Raw genomic sequence first — 15,964 nt, 5'->3', positions numbered from 1 at the left:
GGGACAGACCGGAGAGCCGCGCCAACCGGCCTTCAAAAGGCTTTCATGCCGGGCGCGCGGCAGCAAACGCGATCTCGACGAGCAGGCCGCCCGCCGCCGATTCGCCAAGCAGGACGGTGGCGTTCTGCTGCGCGGCGACGCGCTTGACGATCGCCAGGCCCAGCCCGCTGCCCGATACGTCGGTGCGTGCCCGCGCCGACGTGTCGCGGTAGAAGCGATCGAACACGCGCTCGCGCTCGCCGGGCGGAATGCCGGGGCCGCTGTCGGCCACCCGCACCACCGCGCGGCCGGCTGCGTCGAGGCTCAGCGTGACATCCACGCGGCCACCTTCGGGCGTGTACTTGACGGCGTTGTCGAGCACGTTGCTGAACAGCACGCGCAGCGCGCCGATATCGGCGTCGACGGTGGCCCGTTGCGCCTCCTCGATGCCCAGGTCGATATTGCGCCGTTGCGCAACCACCGCATGCGCGCTGACGCAATGCGCGAGCACCTCGGTCAGCGACACCGGCTCGCGCACAGTCGCGCCGTCGGGTTCGGAGCGCGCCAGCGCGAGCAGTTGCTCGGCCAGCCTCGTGGCGCGCGTGACGCCGCTCTGCAGATCGGCGAGCGCCTCGCGGCGCGTTTCGTCGTCCTGCGCGCGCGCCACCAGTTGCGTCTGGATCTGCACGGCCGCGAGCGGCGTGCGCAGCTCGTGAGCCGCATCGGCCACGAACGCCTTCTGCGTGTCGAGCGCGGCGGCCAGCCGCGCGAGCAGCCCATTCAGCGCATGCACGAGCGGCTGCACTTCCTGCGGCAACCGCGTGTCGGGCAGCGGGTCGAGCGCCTCGGGCCGGCGCGATTCGACCGCCCGCGTGACGCGCCGCAACGGCCGCATGCCGCGCCCGACGATCATCCAGACGGCCGCACCGAGAAACGGCAGCAGCAGGATCATCGGCCACACGGTGCGCAGCGCGACGCTGGCCGCGAGCCGGTTGCGCACCGACACCGGCTGCGCGAGCTGCACCACGTTATCGCCGACGATCGCGCCGTACACGCGCCATTCGCCGCGATCGGTGTGTTCGGTGGAGAAGCCGAGCTCGGCGCGCGGCGCGATCGGCGCACGCGGATGCGAGAAATACATCAGGCCGCCGTTGCGGTTCCAGATCTGGATCACGATGCCTTCGTCGCCGACGTTGGTGCGCGAACCGAACACCTGCGAGAACGGCTCCGACGGCAGCGCGGCCGCGATTTCCTGAAGCTGGTAGTCGAACAGTTCGTTCGCTTCGGCGAGCGCCTGGCGGTAGATCAGCCAGCCTGCGGCGCCCACGCCCGCAACCAGGATCGCGAGCAGCCAGATCAGCAATTGATGGCGAATCGACCTCACGCGTTACGATTCCTTGACAACCATGTAGCCGAGCCCGCGCACGTTGCGGATCAGGTCCGAGCCGAGCTTCTTGCGCAGCGCGTGAATGTAGACCTCGACGGTATTGCTGCCGATCTCCTCGCCCCAGCCGTACATCTTTTCTTCCAGCTGGCTCTTGGACAGCACCGCGCCGGGCCGCGCCAGCAGCGCTTCCAGCAGTGCGAACTCGCGCGCCGACAACGCCACCGGCGAGCCGTCGAGCGTGACCTGGTGAGAGGCGGGATCGAGCGTGAGCGCGCCGTGGCGGATCAGCGATTCGCTGCGGCCCGACTGGCGGCGGATCAGCGCGCGCATGCGGGCGCCGAGTTCGTCGAGATCGAACGGCTTGACGAGGTAATCGTCGGCGCCGGCGTCGAGGCCCTTGACGCGATCGGAGATCGCATCGCGCGCGGTGATGATCAGCACCGGCAACGCATGGCCGCGCGAGCGCAACGTGCGCAGCACGTCCACGCCGTCGCGCTTGGGCAAGCCGAGATCGAGCAGCATCAGGTCGTAGGTTTCGCCGCCGATCGCGGTGAGGGCGGCCTCGCCGTCCTCGACCCAATCCACCGCGAAGCCGTCGGACTTCAGCGCCTTGCGCACGCCCTCGGCAATCATCGTGTCGTCTTCGACCAGCAGTATTCGCATGCGGCCAACCTTGTATGCGGGAATTCGATGCCGGCCATTGTAGCGCCCCGCGTCGTGCAATTCGCGAAGCGATTCGAGATGTAATTCGTCATCCCGGCGGCAGGGCTTGTCTCTACAATGTGCGTTTCCGCGCCGTCCGCCGGCCCGCACTTCTTGCCTGTCGATGACCCACACGCCCGCCCCGACCCAATCTTTCAGCCCTTCCCGGCGCCTGCGCCGCACCGCTTTCGTCCTGGCCGCCTGCGCCGCGCTGGCCGCCGCCGCCCCCGCCGACGCACGCAAGAAACCGCGCGCGGGCCGTCATGCCGCCACGGTATCCGCCGCGCCCGCCGCCAGCGTGGCCGCCGCGCGCGGCATCCTGCCGCCGTCGGTGCTGGCCGGCCTGCAACGCGCGCATGTGCCCGCGTCCAGCATCAGCGTGGTGATCGAGAAGATCGGCGCGCGCGCGCCGACCGTCGACTGGAATGGCCAGCGGCCGATGCTGCCGGCCTCCACCATGAAGCTCGTCACGACCTGGTCGGGCCTCGCGATGCTCGGTGCCGACTACCGCTTCCGCACCACCGCCTACGCGGACGGCACGGTCGACCCCGCCGGCACGCTGCACGGCAACCTGTACATCAAGGGCACCGGCGATCCGAAGCTGGTGCCCGAGGAACTGATCGACCTGGTCGACAAGATCCGCCGCGCCGGCATCGTCAACGTCGACGGCGCGCTGGTGCTCGACAAGACCTTCTTCGCACCGTCCACGCGCGACCTGCCGGCCTTCGACGACGACGTACTCGCGCCGTACAACGTCGGCCCCGATCCGCTGCTGTACGCGTTCAAGTCGCTGTCGTTTACGGTCACGCCGACCGACGGCGGCAGCGTCGCGATCGACGTGCTGCCGCCGCTCGCGAACCTGACGATCGATAACGAAATCAGCGAGAGCGGCACCTCGTGCGCATCGGCCGCCGCCGCCGCGCGCCCGCAACTGGCGACCGGCCCGAACGGCGCGCTGACGGCCACCTTCGCGGGCCGCTTCCCGCTCAACTGCGGGCCGATCACGAGCAACGTGGCGGTGCTCGATCACTCGCAGTTCTTCTCGCAGGGCTTCCTCGCGCTGTGGCGCTCGACGGGCGGCACGTTCAACGGCCAGATCCTCGAAGGCAAGGTGCCGACCACGGCGCGCCCGGTGGCCGTGCATCGCGGGCCGGTGCTGTCGAGCGTCGTGTACGACATCAACAAGAACAGCAACAACACGATGGCGCGCAACCTGTTCCTGGCGATCGGCGCGATCCAGGGCAAGCCGCCGGCCACGCCCGAACAATCGTCGAGCGTGATCCATGCGTTCCTGCAGCGCAGCGGCATCGCGATGCCGGAACTCGCGCTCGACAACGGCTCCGGCCTGTCGCGCGACGAGCACGTCAGCGCGCGTTCGCTCGCCGCGCTGCTGCAGGCGGCCAACGCCAGCCCGGTCGCGCAGCCGTTCGTCGAATCGCTGCCGGTGGTGGGCGTGGACGGCACCATGGCGCGCCGCCTGACCAACCAGCCGGTGCTCGGCAACGCGCACATCAAGACGGGCACGCTGCGCGACGTGCGCGCGATCGCCGGCTACGTGGCCTCGGCCGACGGCAACAGCTACGTGGTGGTCAGCTTCATCAACGACCCGCGCGCCAGCGCCGCGCGCGCCGCGCACGACGCGCTGCTCGAATGGGTCTACGACGGCCCGCACTGAGCCGCCGCGGCGTTTGAAACGGGCGGCGCGACGCCGTCGCCCGCCCCGCCTTGCGGGCAAACCCTCCCCCGAACACTCCCTCTACGGAACTTGTCGCGCCACCCGCGGCGATTGCGTACGCTTTGGCTTCGCATCCCACCCGGCCTGACCAGGACGCCGGGGCGATGGCTGGCCAGATTCGAAAAAAGGGGGAGACGCCCATGCAATTCAATGTCGAATTGCTGTTGCTCGCGCTGGCGCCCGTGTTCCTGCTCTGCATCGGCTGGGAAGCGTGGCACCTCGCCCGCACACGCCCGCAGGACCATCTCTATGCCTGGCGCGACACGCTCTGCAACGCCGCGCTCGCGCTGATGCACCAGGGCGCCGACAAGCTCGCGTGGCTGGTGGTGATTCCGCTCTACGCGTACTGCTACGACCACTATCGGCTGTTCACCTGGCCGTCGAGCTGGGTCGCGTTCTTCGTGCTGTTCGTCGCGCAGGATCTGCTCTATTACGGGTTTCATCGCGCGAGCCATCGCGTGCGCTGGCTGTGGGCCGCGCATGTGGTGCATCACTCGTCCGAACGGCTCAATTTCTCGACCGCGTTCCGCCAGAGCCTGATGTACCCGATCGCCGGCATGTGGGCGTTCTGGCTGCCGCTGGCGTTTCTCGGCTTCCCGCCGCAGCAGATCGTCGGCATCGTGCTGATCAACCTGGCGTTCCAGTTCTTCGTGCATACCCAGGCGATCCCGAAGCTCGGCTGGCTCGAACACGTGCTCAACACGCCGTCGATCCACCGCGCGCATCACGCACGCAACCCGCGCTACATCGACCGCAATTACGCGGGCGTGCTGGTGATCTGGGATCGGCTGTTCGGCAGCTTCGTGGAGGAGGATCCGCGCGATCCGCCCGTCTACGGCATCGTCGAGCCGCTCGGCTCGAACAACCCGCTGATCGCGACCTTTCACGAGTGGCGCTCGATGGCCGCCGACGCGTTTCGCGTCGACGGCGCGCGCAACAAGTGGCGCGCGATTTTCGGGCCGCCCGAGTGGGCGAGCGCTTATCATTTGCAAGTTACCGGCACGTTGCGACCCGCAACGGCCGCGTCCCGAGGGGAAACCGACGACACGCGGCGACCCGCCGTCGTGCCGCCGGACATCGGGCAACACGCGTCGGACGACGCATAGACAATCTGGCCATATCAACGAGGAGATACTGCATGAAGCCGAACACCACCGCGACGCGCCGTCCACCCAGCGGTCTGAAGCGCACCGCCCAGCTCGCCATCGCGAGCGCGGCGCTGGCGCTGCTCGCCGCCTGCGGCGGCGGTGACGACAACAGCCCCGCGCCCAACGCTTCGGCGAGCGTGAAGATGCAGGTGGTGTCGTTCGGCGACAGCCTGTCCGACGTCGGCACCTATTCGCCGCAGATCCTGCTCGGCTTCGGCGGCGGCCGCTTCACGACCAACCCCGGCGAAGTGTGGACGCAGAAGGTCGCCGAGTTCTACGGCGATACGTTGAAGCCCGCGTACGAAGGCGGGTTCGGCGTGCCGCTGCAGGCCACCGGCGGCCTCGGCTACGCGCAGGGCGGCTCGCGCGTGACGCTGCAGCCGGGTATCGGCCACGCCGACGCGTCGGTCGCCAACGCCGACTACGCGCAGGCCACCACCACGCCGATCGCCACCCAGCTCCAGCAATACCTGCAGGCGCACGGCAGCTTCAACGCGAACCAGCTCGTGCTGATCAACGGCGGCGCCAACGACATCCTGTTCCAGGCGCAAGTCGCGCAGGCGGCCGGCAACACGCCGGCCGCGCAGCTCGCCGCCGCGCAGGCCGTGGGCCTCGCCGCGCAGCAACTGGGCGCGGCGATCGCGCAGATCCCGGCCAACGGCGCGACCCACGTGTTCGTCTCGAACATGCCCGACATCGGCACGACGCCGCTCGCGCTGGCCGGCGGCGCCGCCACGCAAGCCGCGCTGACCCAGCTCTCGGCGCTGTTCAACCAGACGCTGACGGCCACGCTCACGGCGCTCCAGGTCGACACCACCAAGGTCAAGGTGATGGACGCGTTCACCTGGCAGGACGGCATCGGCGCGAACTTTCAGGCCAACGGCTTCACGGTCGGCAACACCGGCACGGCCTGCAACCTGACCGCGATGGCCACCGCCGCCGCCAAGGCCGGCGTGGCCAACCCGAGCGGGTTCGCCTCGTCGCTGTTCTGTTCGCCGCAAACCTACACGGTGGCGAACGCCGACCAGACCTACATGTTCGCGGATACGGTCCACCCGACCACGCACCTGCACGCGCTGTTCGCGCAGTTCGTCGAGCAGCAGATCGCGGCGGCCGGCGTCGGCAAGTAAGCCGGCGGGCCTTGCCCGAATGCGGAAGCGGAAATGACAACGCCCGGCAAATGCCGGGCGTTTTTTATTCGGGTGCGCCAGGAACCGGCGGCACGTTGCGCGTCAGTGCGCGCTGTCGGCACCCTGCTCGAACGCCGCCGCGGCCCGGCCAAGCCGGTCGTTGACGGCCACCCAGTCGGGCGTATCGGGCAATTGCTCGACCAGGATGCGCGCCACGTCGGCGCGATCGAGCGCGCGCAGCAGGCTATATAGCTCGCGCGCGTAGGCCTGGGGATCTTCGGGCGCTACCACGAAATGCACGCCGGGCGCGGTGGCCCAATCGCGCGCGCTGGAAGCGCGTGCCACCAGCGCCACCGGCTCGCCGGCCTCGGCGGCCGCGTCGAGCAGCAATTCGAGCCGGTCGAACGGCAGCAGCGCGAGCGGCGTGCGCGGCGCGTAATGCGCCTTCAGCGTGCCGGAGGCGCGCGGCGCACTGGCGTCGCTGCCGTCGGGCAGGCGCACCACCGTACCGAGCACGTCCGCGATCTGCTGCGGCGTGACGTGGCCCGGGCGCAGCAGCGCCGGAAAACCGCGCGACAAATCGAGAATCGTCGATTCGATGCCGACTTCGGCCGCCCCGCCATCGAGCACATGCACGCTCGTGCCGAACTCGTCGCGCACGTGCTGCGCGGTGGTCGGGCTGACGTGGCCGAAGCGGTTCGCGGACGGCCCGGCCACCCCGCCATGCCCGCCGCGCAACGCGCTGAACGCGGCCAGCAGCGCCTGCGCGACCGGATGCGACGGGCAGCGCAGCGCCACCGAATCCTGGCCGCCGCTGACCGCATCGGGAATATGCGCGGCGCGCTTGAGGATCAGCGTGAGCGGGCCGGGCCAGAACGCCTCGATCAGCTTGCGTGCGTCGCCGGGCAGCGTCTGCACCCAGTAAGCCGGGTCGCCGCCGGGCGGCAGATGGACGATCACCGGATGATTCGACGGCCGGCCCTTCGCCGCGTAGATCCTCGCCACCGCCTCGGGGCTGGCCGCATCGGCACCGAGCCCGTAGACGGTTTCGGTCGGGAACGCGACGAGTTCGCCCGCCGCGAGCTTCGCGGCGGCCTCGTCGATCGCCACCTGCGGCACGTGCAGGTGAGGCAGCGAAGACAACGCGGAAGTCAGACGGGCGTCGGAACGCATGGTGGCGCGCCCCTTACGCGAGCGGAATGCGCAGCAGGCGCGCGCACGCCTCGGCGGCCTCGACCGCTTCGCCGAGCGTTTCCGCCGTGAAGTTCACGTGGCCCATCTTGCGGCCGACGCGCGCGTCTTCCTTGCCGTACAGATGCAGATGCGCCGACGCCATCGCGGCAACCTGATCCCACGGCGGCGTAACCGCGTCAGCGTCAGCCTCAGCCCCGGCGCCATCGGCGAACCACACGTCGCCGAGCACGTTGACCATGGTGGCCGGCGAATGCTGGCGCGGGTTGCCGAGCGGCAGCCGCGCCATCGCGCGCACCTGCTGCTCGAACTGGCTGGCCGCGCAGGCATCCACGGTGTAATGGCCGGAATTGTGCGGACGCGGCGCCATTTCGTTGGCGACCAGCGAGCCGTCTTCCAGCACGAAGAATTCGACGCACAGCACGCCGACGTAATCGAGCGAATCGGCGATGCGCACCGCCGCCTGCTGCGCGGTGGCCGCGAGCGTGGCGTCCGCGGCCGGCGCGGGCACCACGGTCAGCGCGAGGATGCCGTCCACATGGGTGTTCTGCGCGAGCGGGAACACGGCGGACCGGCCATCCGCGCCGCGCGCGATCAGCGCCGACACTTCGTATTTGAGCGGCAGGCGCTTTTCCAGCACGCAGGGCACGCCGCGCAGCGCGCCGAACGCGGCGCGCGCCTCGGCGGCATTCGCCACGCGCACCTGGCCCTTGCCGTCGTAGCCCATGCGGGCCGTCTTGAGAATGCCGGGCAGCACCGCGTCGAGCTCGGCGTCGTCGAGCGCGGCCAGCGCCTCGGCCGATTCGATCACCACATGCGACGCGACCGGCACGCCCGAGGCGGCGATGAAGCGCTTCTCCGCGATCCGGTCCTGCGCGATCGCCACGCAGCGCCCGGCGGGCGCGACGAAGGTGGTTTGCGCGAGGAAATCGAGGCTCGCGGCCGGCACGTTCTCGAACTCGGTCGAGACGGCTTCGCACAGCGCCGCGAGTTCGGCCAGCGCGGCCTGGTCGTCGTAGGCGGCGCGCAGGTGGCGATCGGCCACGGCGCCGGCGGGGCTCGCCGCGTCGGGGTCGAGCACGGCGACGCGATAGCCCATCGATTGGGCCGCGAAGCAGAACATGCGGCCGAGCTGGCCGCCGCCGACCATGCCGAGCCAGGCGCCGGGCAGGATCGATGAAACCGGAGTGGAGTGTGCAGTCATGTCAGTGATCGGTCGCGGCGGCCATCGTGAAGGCATGGCGCGCCGCCGGGGGGACATCGTTCGGAGCCGCGCCGCTTACAGCGGCGGCAGCACCATCGCGTGCGCGGCTTCGTTCTGGCGCACGCGGAATGCGGCGAGCCGGTTCGCGTACTCGACCGAGGTGCCGGCCAGCAGCGACACGGCGAACAACGCCGCGTTGGCCGCGCCGGCCTCGCCGATCGCGAACGTCGCGACCGGCACGCCCTTGGGCATCTGCACGATCGAGTGCAGCGAATCCACGCCCTTCAGGTACTTGCTCGCGACCGGCACGCCGAGCACCGGCACGGTGGTCTTGGCAGCCAGCATGCCGGGCAGGTGCGCCGCGCCGCCGGCGCCGGCGATGATCGCCCGCAGCCCGCGCTCGCGCGCCTTCTCGGCGTAGTCGAACATCTCGTCGGGCATTCGGTGCGCGGAGACGACCTTGGCCTCGTAAGGCACGTCGAACTCCTGCAGGATCGCGACGGCCTGCTTCATCACGTCCCAATCGGAACTGGAACCCATCAGCACGCCGATCAGCGGCGCGCTGTGCGTGTGGGCGATCTGGACTTCACTCATCGTGCGACGTTTCCTTCGTTATCCGCTGCGGGGCGCCGCTTACGCGAGCGTCTGGCCGGTGATGCGCTCGAGCGCTTCCTGGTACTTGGCGCTGGTGCGGGCGACCACGTCGTCCGGCAGCTTCGGCGCCGGCGCGGTCTTGCCCCAATCCTGGGTTTCGAGCCAGTCGCGCACGAACTGCTTGTCGAACGACGGCGGGTTGGTGCCCACTTCGTACTGGTCGGCCGGCCAGAAGCGCGACGAATCGGCCGTCAGCGCCTCGTCCATCAGGAACAGCTTGCCGTGCTGGTCGAGACCGAATTCGAACTTGGTGTCGGCGATGATGATGCCGCGCGTGGCCGCGTAATCGGCCGCTTCCTTGTACAGGCGGATCGAGATGTCGCGGATCGTCGCGCTCAACTCGGTGCCGATGCGGCGCTCGCATTCGTCGTACGAGATGTTTTCGTCGTGATGACCCATTTCGGCCTTGGCGGCCGGCGTGAAGATCGGCTCGGGCAGCTTCTGCGCATTTTGCAGGCCCGCCGGCAGTTCCACGCCGCACACCGCGCCGGTCGCCTGGTAGTCCTTCCAGCCGCTGCCGGCCAGATAGCCGCGCACCACGGCCTCGATCATGATCGGCTCGAGACGCTTGACCACCACGCCGCGACCCTCGACCTGCGCCACTTCGTCGGCGGCCACCACCGATTCCGGGGTGTCGCCCGTCAGGTGGTTCGGGACGATGCCCGCGAGCTTGTCGAACCAGAAATTCGCCATCTGGTTCAGCACGCGCCCCTTGTTCGGAATCGGCTCGCCCATCACCACGTCGAATGCCGACAGGCGGTCGGTCGTGACGATCAGGAGCTTGTCGGTGCCGACCGCGTAGTTGTCGCGGACCTTGCCGCGACCGAGGAGCGGCAGCGAACGGAGCGTGGATTCGTAAAGGGTAGACATCGTCGTCTTCGCAGAAAATGGGGCCAAACAAAAAGGGAAACGCCGTTCCCCGCGGACAGGCGGGAACGGCGGCTGAATTTCCGGCCGGCGCCGCCCGGATCGACCAGGCGGCAAAACCGATATGTTAGCGCACGAGCTGGGCGAGTTCGCCCGCCTTGTATCGCTCGGCGATCTTGTCGAGCGACACCGGCTTGATCTTGCCGGCCTGACCTTCGCAACCAAAAGCGAGATAACGCGCCACGCACACCTTCTTCGCGGCTTCGCGCGCCGGCTTCAGGTAGTCGCGCGGATCGAACTTGCCCGGGTTCTCGACGAAGTAGCGGCGGATCGCGCCGGTGATCGCCAGACGCAGGTCGGTGTCGATGTTGATCTTGCGCACGCCGTGCTTGATGCCTTCCTGGATTTCCTCGACCGGCACGCCGTAGGTCTCCTTCATGTCGCCGCCGAATTCGCGGATTTCCGCGAGCAGCTCCTGCGGCACCGACGACGAGCCGTGCATCACCAGATGGGTGTTCGGGATGCGCGCGTGGATTTCCTTGATGCGCTGGATCGACAGGATATCGCCCGTCGGCTTCTTCGAGAACTTGTAGGCGCCGTGCGAGGTGCCGATCGCGATGGCGAGCGCGTCGCACTGGGTCTGCTTGACGAAGTCGGCAGCCTGCTCCGGATCGGTCAGCAACTGCTCGCGCGTCATCGTGCCGTCGGCGCCGTGGCCGTCTTCCTTGTCGCCCTTCATGGTTTCGAGCGAGCCGAGCACGCCGAGTTCGGCCTCGACCGTCACGCCGATCGAGTGGGCCATTTCCACCACGCGACGCGACACGTCGACGTTGTATTCGTACGACGCCACCGACTTGCCGTCGGCTTCCAGCGAACCGTCCATCATGACGCTGGTGAAGCCGCTGCGGATCGCCGCCAGGCAGACCGCCGGCGACTGGCCGTGATCCTGGTGCATCACGACCGGAATGTGCGGATACGATTCGACCGCCGATTCGATCAGATGGCGCAGGAACGCTTCGCCCGCGTACTTCCGGGCGCCGGCCGAGGCCTGCATGATCACGGGCGCGCCGACTTCGTCGGCCGCCGCCATGATCGCCTGCACCTGCTCCAGGTTGTTCACGTTGAATGCCGGCAGGCCGTAGCCGTGTTCCGCTGCGTGGTCCAGCAGTTGACGCATTGATACGAGAGGCATTGTGGTACTCCATGGAATGAAAACCGGCGCGCCCTGGTTGGCGGCGCGCTGCCTGCCCCGGAGAAAATCATGGGGGCGGCGCACGCGGCCGAGCGTCGAATGGGCGCCATTTTATCGCGAAGCGTCCCGCGTTTAGTCCGGATTACGGGCGGATTCCGCAATTTGTTACGACTTCCGTCTCGTGTATCACGGAAATCGCAACCGCTTTCGTTCGGTGTACCACGAAAAAAAACGAAAAAAAGCCGCGCGGGGTGATCCGACCCCCACGCGGCTTTTTCGTGGCCCGGCGAACCGGGCCGAGCCGGTTCAGAATGCGTCGCCGACCCGCACGATCTTCAGCGTATTGGTGCCGCCCGCCTGCCCCATCGGCTCGCCGACGGTGAGCACCACCATGTCGCCGCGCACCACGTAACCCTGGCGGATCACGATCTCGAGCGCCGCCTGGAGCGCCGCATCGCGGTCGCTGTTGAAGTCGACGTGCAGCGGCACGACGTTGCGGAACAGCGCCATCGCGCGCTCGCTGCCGACGCGCGGCGTCAGCGCGAAGATCGGCACGTGGGTGATGTGACGCGACATCCACAGCGCCGTCGAGCCCGATTCGGTCAGCGCGATGATGGCCTTCGCGCCGAGATGGTGGGCCGTAAACAGCGCGCCCATCGCGATCGACTGGTCGATCCGCGTGAACGTGCGATCGAGGAAATCCTTGTCAAGCTCGACGGCCTCCGATTTCTCGGCCTCGACGCAGATCGTCGCCATCGTCTCGATCGTGACCACCGGGTACTTGCCCGCGGCCGATTCGGCCGACAGCATCACCGCGTCGGTGCCGTCGAGCACGGCGTTGGCGACGTCCGACACTTCGGCGCGGGTAGGCACCGGGGCGTGGATCATCGATTCCATCATCTGGGTGGCGGTGATGACGAGCTTGTTCGACTCGCGCGCCATGCGGATCATGCGCTTTTGCAGCGCCGGCACGGCCGCGTTGCCCACTTCGACGGCCAGGTCGCCGCGCGCGACCATGATGCCGTCCGAGGCATCGAGGATGTCCTGCAGCGCGGGAATCGCTTCCGCGCGCTCGATCTTGGCGATCATCTTCGGCTTGATGCCGTAGGGCGCGCCCGCGATGTTCGCGAGCTGGCGCGCCATTTCCATGTCGGTGGCGTTCTTCGGGAACGACACCGCCACCATGTCCGCGCCGAGCGACATCGCCGTGCGGATATCTTCCATGTCCTTGGCGGTCAAGGCCGGTGCCGACAGGCCGCCGCCCTGGCGATTGATGCCCTTGTTGTTCGACAGCTCGCCGCCCACCTTGACCGTCGTGTGGATCTCCTCGCCGAGCACGCGCTCGACGGTCAGCACGATCAGGCCGTCGTTGAGCAGCAGCAGGTCGCCGGCTTTCAGGTCGCGCGGCAGATCCTTGTAGTCGAGGCCCACGCGCTCGTCGTTGCCGAGCTCGCAGCCGGCGTCGAGGATGAACGGCTGGCCCGGTTCGAGCTGGATCTTGCCGTTCTCGAACTTGCCGACGCGGATCTTCGGACCCTGCAGGTCGGCCATGATCGCGATTTCCCGGCCGACCTTGCGAGCGGCCTCGCGAACCATCTCGGCGCGCTGGCGGTGATCGTCAGCCGTGCCGTGCGAAAAATTGAGTCGTACGACGTCGAGCCCCGCCTGAATCATCTGCAGCAAAATCTCGGGCGAGCTGGAGGCAGGGCCGATCGTGGCGACTATCTTGGTGGCGCGAAACATGAAACTCCTCTTGAGGGTCGGGTTGAATGCGCTGGAGAGACTGCTACGAGAGCCGGAACCCGCCGGCCCAGCGGCCGGTGCTCCGGTGTGCGCGCGGGCATCGTCGGCCTGCGTCGCTTTGTTCTGTCTGTAATCCGTGTGCATCGCGGCCGGGCGGCCGGCCTTTCGGCCTTGCCGCCCGCCGGTGCGCGAACCGGGGCGTGCCCGCGCCGCCCCGTCGCCTTCCGGCGCGCTCCACGCGCGACCGCGCGTCATCCTCAGGCCGCGCCGCGCGTCTCGAGCACTTCCACGGCCGGCAGCGTCTTGCCTTCCAGGAATTCGAGGAAGGCGCCGCCGCCCGTCGAGATGTAGCTGATCTTGTCGTGAATGCCGTACTTGGCGATGGCCGCGAGCGTGTCGCCGCCACCGGCGATCGAGAACGCCGGCGAGTTGGCGATCGCCTCGGCGAGCGTCTTGGTGCCGTTGCCGAACTGATCGAACTCGAATACGCCCACCGGGCCGTTCCAGACGATCGTGCCGGCCTTTTCGAGCTGGCCGGCCAGCGCGCGGGCGGTGTCCGGGCCGATGTCGAGGATCAGGTCGTCGGCTTCGATCTCGCTGACCTTCTTGACCGTCGCCACGGCGGTGGGCGCGAATTCCTTGGCCGTCACCACGTCCGACGGGATCGGCACCGAGGCGCCGCGCTCGCGGGCCGCGTCGATGATGACCTTGGCTTCGGCCACCAGGTCCGGCTCGGCCAGCGACTTGCCGATCGACAGGCCGGCAGCCAGCATGAACGTGTTGGCGATGCCGCCGCCGACGATCAGTTGATCGACCTTCTCGGCCAGCGACTTCAGGATCGTCAGCTTGGTCGAGACCTTCGAGCCGGCCACGATCGCCACCAGCGGGCGCTTCGGGTTGCCGAGCGCCTTGCCGAGCGCGTCGAGTTCCGCAGCAAGCAGCGGGCCTGCGCAGGCGATGCCGGCGTGCTTGGCGATGCCGTGGGTGGTGGCTTCGGCGCGGTGGGAAGTGCCGAACGCGTCGTTGACGTAGATGTCGCACAGGGCGGCCATTTTCTGCGCCAGCGCGTCGTCGTTCTTCTTCTCGCCCTTGTTGACGCGGCAATTTTCGAGCAGCACGACGTCGCCCGGCGCGACCTTCACGCCGTTCTCGACCCAGTTCGCGACCAGCGGCACCTCACGGCCCAGCAGCTCGGCCAGGCGCGCGGCGACGGGAGCGAGCGAATCCTCGGGCTTGAATTCGCCTTCCGTCGGACGGCCCAGGTGCGAGGTAACCATCACGGCGGCGCCGGCGTCGAGCGCCGCGCGGATCGCCGGGACCGACGCACGCACGCGGGTGTCTTCGGTGATGTTGCCGTGATCGTCCTGCGGCACGTTCAGGTCGGCGCGGATAAAGACACGTTTGCCGGAGACTTTCCCCTCGGCGATCAGGTCGGTAAGACGCTTAACTTGGCTCATGGGACAGATTGAAGGTTGATGAAGGAAGGCGTTGCGGAAAGATCGCGCGCGGGCTGCCGACGACGGCGCCGGACGGCCGGGCTGGGCCGTGCGACGCGCACGAAATTTCGGGAAAAACTCATTCTAGCCGATCGGCCCCGCGGCCTGCCCCGCCGCGCGGCGAATTCCCTTTATTTGGCGCGAGGCTTTCGATGCTGCAACGCAGCATGACCAACCCGCGCCGCGCGGGGCGGCGAACGCTCAGGTGATCAGGCGCAACAGCGTGAACACCACCATCCCGATCAGGATCGTGCCGATCATGCTGCGTCGCCATAAAAACCAGCCGAGGCCGGCCGCGGCGGCGTAGAAATCATGATTGGAGAGGGCGAACGAGAGGCCGGCGGGGGTATCGAGCACGTCGGGCAGCACCACCGCGACCAGCGCCGCGGCCGGCGCGTAACGCAGCGCGCGCTGGGCGCGCTCGGGCAGGATGGTGCGTTCGCCGCCGATCAGGAACAGCGCGCGCGTGACCGCCGTGACCACCGTCATGCAGGCGATCGTCCACCAGATCGTCGCGTTCTCGCTCATCGCGCGCCGCCTTCGCCATCGCGCCCGGCGTCGGCCGGATCGATCGCATCGCGCGGCCGGACCTCGGCGCGCAGGCGGCGCCAGTCGGCCCGCTCGATCACCAGGTCGGCCAGCGTGCCGGCCGCGAGCGCCGCGAACACGGCGATCGGCAGCCCGAGCCGGTAAGGCAGATCCACGGCCAGCAGTGCCGCGATGCCGGCCACCGCGACGGCGGCCAGCGTCGAGCGGTTCGCCACCGCCGACACCATGATCGGAATCAGCGCCAACGTGCCGGCAAGCCCGAGGCCCCATTGGTCGGGCACCACGCTGGCCAACGCGATGCCGGCCAGCGACGACACCTGCCACGACAGCCAGCTCGCCAGCGCCATCCCCCAGAAATAGGCTTCCTTGCCCGGTACGTAGCCGTTCGCGAAGCCCTGCTTGATGAACAGCAGGTAGATCACGTCGCCGTTGAAATAGCCGATCGCGATGCGCCGCCACGGTGACAGATAGGAGAAATGGGGGGCCAGCCCCGCGCTGAAGATCACGAAGCGCAGGTTGACCATCGCGGCCGTCAGCAGGATGGTCCAGATCGGCAGCTTGGCCGCCAGCAGCGGCAGCACGGCAAGCTGGGAAGAACCGGCGTAGACGAGGAGCGTCATCCAGACCGCCTGGTCGGTGGTCATCACCGATTTGCTCATCGCGATGCCGGTGACGAGGCCCCAGGACAGGATGGCGGTGAGCGTCGGCGCGTAATCGCGCGCCCCTTGAATCAAGGCGAAGCGATCGGTGGCGGACAGACGAGCGAGCATGGGAGGGGGCCGCGCGGCACGGAAAACCGGGCGGACGCGCCTCGCGCAGTGCCTCCCGTCGTGTTTTCGTTGAAATGGTGGCGCGATTATAGCGCCGGACCCCGCTGGACAGATCGTCGCACCGGGAAAAGACGCTAAAATGCACGACCGGCGCGGCCTGTGCAGCGCGCCAGCGCGCCGCCCGGCGGGCCTCGATGCCGCCCCGGCCTGCTGCTGC

General features: G+C 68.5%; 14 protein-coding genes. 3 read left to right on the top strand and 11 right to left on the bottom strand.

Features of this window, described 5'->3' with window-relative positions; translation table 11 throughout:
- Positions 1-43: 43 nt before the first annotated feature.
- Positions 44-1,363 carry an ATP-binding protein gene (locus tag AB4851_RS19395; RefSeq protein ID WP_414442967.1) on the bottom strand — a complete coding sequence of 440 codons (1,320 nt, stop codon included), beginning with the start codon at positions 1,361-1,363 and terminating at the stop codon, positions 44-46.
- 3 nt (positions 1,364-1,366) lie between these two features.
- Entirely contained in the window at positions 1,367-2,029 is a 663-nt protein-coding gene (locus tag AB4851_RS19390) for a response regulator (protein WP_414442968.1), read from the bottom strand.
- A 163-nt stretch (positions 2,030-2,192) separates the two neighbouring features.
- On the opposite strand from AB4851_RS19390, the gene dacB reads away from it, so the two are divergent.
- The 3 genes from dacB (at position 2,193) to AB4851_RS19375 (ending at position 6,081) form a co-directional block, all read left to right on the top strand.
- A complete protein-coding gene (gene dacB, locus AB4851_RS19385; RefSeq protein WP_414451104.1) occupies positions 2,193-3,743 on the top strand; it encodes a D-alanyl-D-alanine carboxypeptidase/D-alanyl-D-alanine-endopeptidase in 1,551 nt (516 codons plus the stop codon).
- A gap of 200 nt (positions 3,744-3,943) precedes the next feature.
- Positions 3,944-4,909: a sterol desaturase family protein gene (locus AB4851_RS19380; RefSeq protein WP_414442970.1), complete on the top strand. Its 966-nt coding sequence runs from the start codon at positions 3,944-3,946 to the stop codon at positions 4,907-4,909.
- 32 nt (positions 4,910-4,941) lie between these two features.
- A complete protein-coding gene (locus AB4851_RS19375) occupies positions 4,942-6,081 on the top strand; it encodes an SGNH/GDSL hydrolase family protein (protein ID WP_414451103.1) in 1,140 nt (379 codons plus the stop codon).
- A gap of 102 nt (positions 6,082-6,183) precedes the next feature.
- On the opposite strand, the gene AB4851_RS19370 is transcribed toward AB4851_RS19375, so the two are convergent.
- The 9 genes from AB4851_RS19370 to AB4851_RS19330 all read right to left on the bottom strand — a co-directional run bounded on the left by AB4851_RS19370 (position 6,184) and on the right by AB4851_RS19330 (position 15,747).
- On the bottom strand, positions 6,184-7,254 hold the full coding sequence (locus AB4851_RS19370) for an L-threonylcarbamoyladenylate synthase (protein ID WP_414451102.1): 1,071 nt from the start codon (positions 7,252-7,254) through the stop codon (positions 6,184-6,186).
- 13 nt (positions 7,255-7,267) lie between these two features.
- A complete protein-coding gene (locus AB4851_RS19365) occupies positions 7,268-8,476 on the bottom strand; it encodes a 5-(carboxyamino)imidazole ribonucleotide synthase (RefSeq protein WP_414451101.1) in 1,209 nt (402 codons plus the stop codon).
- A gap of 75 nt (positions 8,477-8,551) precedes the next feature.
- Positions 8,552-9,070: a 5-(carboxyamino)imidazole ribonucleotide mutase gene (purE, locus tag AB4851_RS19360; protein ID WP_414451100.1), complete on the bottom strand. Its 519-nt coding sequence runs from the start codon at positions 9,068-9,070 to the stop codon at positions 8,552-8,554.
- A gap of 39 nt (positions 9,071-9,109) precedes the next feature.
- Entirely contained in the window at positions 9,110-10,000 is an 891-nt protein-coding gene (locus tag AB4851_RS19355) for a phosphoribosylaminoimidazolesuccinocarboxamide synthase (RefSeq protein ID WP_414442975.1), read from the bottom strand.
- Positions 10,001-10,124: 124 nt separating this feature from the next.
- Complete coding sequence (gene fba, locus AB4851_RS19350) at positions 10,125-11,189, bottom strand: class II fructose-bisphosphate aldolase (RefSeq protein ID WP_414442976.1); 1,065 nt, start codon at positions 11,187-11,189, stop codon at positions 10,125-10,127.
- A 306-nt stretch (positions 11,190-11,495) separates the two neighbouring features.
- Positions 11,496-12,932 (bottom strand): pyruvate kinase, encoded by a 1,437-nt coding sequence (gene pyk, locus AB4851_RS19345; RefSeq protein WP_414442977.1) that lies wholly within the window; start codon positions 12,930-12,932, stop codon positions 11,496-11,498.
- A 257-nt stretch (positions 12,933-13,189) separates the two neighbouring features.
- Positions 13,190-14,389: a phosphoglycerate kinase gene (locus AB4851_RS19340; RefSeq protein WP_414442978.1), complete on the bottom strand. Its 1,200-nt coding sequence runs from the start codon at positions 14,387-14,389 to the stop codon at positions 13,190-13,192.
- A gap of 240 nt (positions 14,390-14,629) precedes the next feature.
- Positions 14,630-14,956, bottom strand: coding sequence for an AzlD domain-containing protein (locus AB4851_RS19335; protein WP_414442979.1), 327 nt, complete (start codon positions 14,954-14,956; stop codon positions 14,630-14,632).
- Positions 14,953-15,747: an AzlC family ABC transporter permease gene (locus tag AB4851_RS19330; RefSeq protein WP_414451099.1), complete on the bottom strand. Its 795-nt coding sequence runs from the start codon at positions 15,745-15,747 to the stop codon at positions 14,953-14,955. The genes AB4851_RS19335 and AB4851_RS19330 overlap by 4 nt, the downstream gene beginning before the upstream one ends.
- Positions 15,748-15,964: the final 217 nt, after the last annotated feature.

It is taken from the genome of Burkholderia sp. 22PA0099 (genome assembly GCF_047497165.1).
Taxonomy (GTDB): domain Bacteria; phylum Pseudomonadota; class Gammaproteobacteria; order Burkholderiales; family Burkholderiaceae; genus Burkholderia.
Note: the sequence above shows the minus strand (reverse complement) of the source record. Positions and strands in the feature narration are given on the sequence as shown.

Coding starts and splice junctions, on each gene's coding strand:
- AB4851_RS19390 (WP_414442968.1), bottom strand. CDS start 2,029: ATGCGAATACTGCTGGTCGAAGACGACACGATGATTGCCGAGGGCGTG.
- dacB (WP_414451104.1), top strand. CDS start 2,193: ATGACCCACACGCCCGCCCCGACCCAATCTTTCAGCCCTTCCCGGCGC.
- AB4851_RS19380 (WP_414442970.1), top strand. CDS start 3,944: ATGCAATTCAATGTCGAATTGCTGTTGCTCGCGCTGGCGCCCGTGTTC.
- AB4851_RS19375 (WP_414451103.1), top strand. CDS start 4,942: ATGAAGCCGAACACCACCGCGACGCGCCGTCCACCCAGCGGTCTGAAG.
- AB4851_RS19370 (WP_414451102.1), bottom strand. CDS start 7,254: ATGCGTTCCGACGCCCGTCTGACTTCCGCGTTGTCTTCGCTGCCTCAC.
- AB4851_RS19365 (WP_414451101.1), bottom strand. CDS start 8,476: ATGACTGCACACTCCACTCCGGTTTCATCGATCCTGCCCGGCGCCTGG.
- purE (WP_414451100.1), bottom strand. CDS start 9,070: ATGAGTGAAGTCCAGATCGCCCACACGCACAGCGCGCCGCTGATCGGC.
- AB4851_RS19355 (WP_414442975.1), bottom strand. CDS start 10,000: ATGTCTACCCTTTACGAATCCACGCTCCGTTCGCTGCCGCTCCTCGGT.
- fba (WP_414442976.1), bottom strand. CDS start 11,189: ATGCCTCTCGTATCAATGCGTCAACTGCTGGACCACGCAGCGGAACAC.
- pyk (WP_414442977.1), bottom strand. CDS start 12,932: ATGTTTCGCGCCACCAAGATAGTCGCCACGATCGGCCCTGCCTCCAGC.
- AB4851_RS19340 (WP_414442978.1), bottom strand. CDS start 14,389: ATGAGCCAAGTTAAGCGTCTTACCGACCTGATCGCCGAGGGGAAAGTC.
- AB4851_RS19335 (WP_414442979.1), bottom strand. CDS start 14,956: ATGAGCGAGAACGCGACGATCTGGTGGACGATCGCCTGCATGACGGTG.
- AB4851_RS19330 (WP_414451099.1), bottom strand. CDS start 15,747: ATGCTCGCTCGTCTGTCCGCCACCGATCGCTTCGCCTTGATTCAAGGG.